Consider the following 2,346-nt stretch of genomic DNA (forward strand, 5'->3'; position numbering starts at 1 on the left):
TTATAATTATTAAGATGTAATTCCTAAACATTAGTAATCAGAACTAAGTTACTATGGTATACCGTAAATTATTTGTAGTAGGTTGTCCTCGTTCTGGTACAAGTTGGTTGAAGAGAATGATTGGTAGTCATTCTGATGTTCTAACAGTTCCAAATGAAAGTCATGCTTATTCTATAACTTACAACAACTTTACTTATTTAAAAAATCAGAAGTTCAAAAAAAGATTGAATTCAGCCAAATGGATACTAATGTCTTATGGTTTGAAGCCTTTGTTATTTGGATTTAATTCAGAAGATTTATGGCAAGGTATTTTAAACAAGTATAAGATATATCAAAAATGTCAAGAAAACATTGGGCTTTATAATCTAGTCAGTTATGCGGAGCTAGAACAATTAATAGCAAAAGTTGGCTCAGGTTCGGAAGATGACTTAATAAAAGTTAGAACTTTAAACCAATTAATGTTCGATCGCTTTTTTGAAAATAATGGAGGTTCTGAAAAGCAGATTTTGCTAGAAAAAAAACCACAAAATTTACGTTATATTGATGTCATTTTACGGCAGTTTCCAGAAGCTAAAAGCATAGAGATTATTAGAGATGGGCGAGATGTTTGTGTTTCTTACCAAGGAAGAGCAAAAACTACACGTTGGGCAAAACAAAGTACAATAACTGTCGCTAAAATATGGAAAAAAGCAATTGAGACAAGAGAAAAAGCTAAAGCAGACCTAGAAATAAGCGATCGCATCTACTCAGTTCGTTATGAAAACCTCCGCACCGAATCTGCAAGAAGAACTGAGCAAAATTTTTTATTTTATTGGTTTAGACTACGATCGAGCTTTAATTGATAATATTATTGATGCAAAAGATATTAGTAAAGTAGAAAATAAAGGAGAAGGTAAACATATTCGCCAAGGTTCTATTAGAGAATGGCAGACTCGACTTTCAGCAGAAGACGTTGCCCTGTGGGAAGAATTTGCAGGAGATACTCTCGCTGGTTTGGGGTATAAAACTTAGGCTAAACTTAATGATTAAATAGTATTATTTAAAAGGGTGTTTGTAGCTCGAGCAGAGTAATTATAGACATTAAGACCAATTAAAAGGTTTAATAATCAAGAGTTCAATTGTGTAGGTTAAGTTTAATGACACTTCCCAACTTTATCCTTCTAGGTGCTGCAAAATCAGGGACTAGCTCTCTATGGAATTATCTGAAGCAGCATCCCCAGGTGTTTATGTCCAATCCTAAAGAACCTAATTTTTTTGTGTTTGAAGGAGCAAAATTACCTCCCTATTCAGGGCCAGAATCTCCTGAAGTTTTGCTGAAACGTTTGTACCAAAATACAATTACAGATTGGGAAAGCTATCAAACTCTATTTGATAAAGTTTCTAATGAGATGGCGATCGGAGAAGCATCTGTACGCTATCTCTATTTTCCTAAAGCACCAGAAAATATCAAAAAGTATATTCCTGATGTTAAAATGATAGTTATGTTGCGTCATCCTGTAGATCGTCTTTATTCACATTATGTGATGAATATTCGACATTTATTGGAACCTTTATCTTTAGAAGAAGCTCTTGAACGAGAAGCAGAAAGAATAAGTAATAACTGGGGTTGGGATTGGCACTATACCAAAGTAGGAATGTATTCGCAACAGATTAAACGATACTTAAATTATTTTGAACCCGAGCAACTCAAAATTCTTTTTTATGATGATTTTCGCCAAAACCCCCTAGAAGTTATCAAAGAAGTCTATCAATATCTAGGGGTAGATGATTCTTTTGTCCCTAATATTGAACGGCAAAAGAATCAAGGATATTTGCCAAAAAATAAGTTAATTCATCAATTTTTATCTACATCTAATCCACTGAAGTCTTTTTTAAAGAAAGTATTACCTAACTCTGTGTATCAGAAACTGATTAAAACTTTGAAGAAATGGAATAGTGGGGCAATTCCATCTTTACCTCTTACCTTAAGAAAGTCTCTCAATGAGGTTTTTCGAGAAGATATTACTGAACTTCAAGAAATAGTCAACAGAGAGCTATTCTGGTTAGACACATAATCTAATAGCTGATTTGTAAACAGTATATCAAGAAAGTGTGGAAATGGTAAAATGATCGTGACCCCTAAATAATTTCAATTATCATGGAATTTTATCTGTGTAGCTATTACAGAGCTTCTTAAGCATGGGAAAACCAGTAAAGGCACTCAAGATTCTACTGTCACAAATTCATAGCCTAATTCAGCAACCTCGTAATTATTTACAGCACATTCCAGGTTTATGAGGTACAGTGGCACTAGCTTTTTAAATAGTTTTTGAAGTATGGAATTAAGTTTTCATTCTTGTTGAGCAA

General features: G+C 33.4%; 3 protein-coding genes. All 3 read left to right on the forward strand.

What is annotated here, in order from left to right; all coding sequences use genetic code 11:
- Window positions 1-53 precede the first annotated feature (53 nt).
- Window positions 54-842: a sulfotransferase gene (locus F6K13_RS28930; RefSeq protein ID WP_124146554.1), complete on the forward strand. Its 789-nt coding sequence runs from the start codon at window positions 54-56 to the stop codon at window positions 840-842.
- Entirely contained in the window at window positions 757-1,011 is a 255-nt protein-coding gene (locus tag F6K13_RS28935) for a hypothetical protein (protein WP_124146555.1), read from the forward strand. The genes F6K13_RS28930 and F6K13_RS28935 overlap by 86 nt, the downstream gene beginning before the upstream one ends.
- A gap of 125 nt (window positions 1,012-1,136) precedes the next feature.
- Window positions 1,137-2,054, forward strand: coding sequence for a sulfotransferase (locus F6K13_RS28940; RefSeq protein WP_124146556.1), 918 nt, complete (start codon window positions 1,137-1,139; stop codon window positions 2,052-2,054).
- Window positions 2,055-2,346 lie beyond the last annotated feature (292 nt).

Source organism: Okeania sp. SIO2B9 (assembly GCF_010672505.1).
Taxonomy (GTDB): Bacteria; Cyanobacteriota; Cyanobacteriia; order Cyanobacteriales; family Microcoleaceae; genus Okeania; species Okeania hirsuta.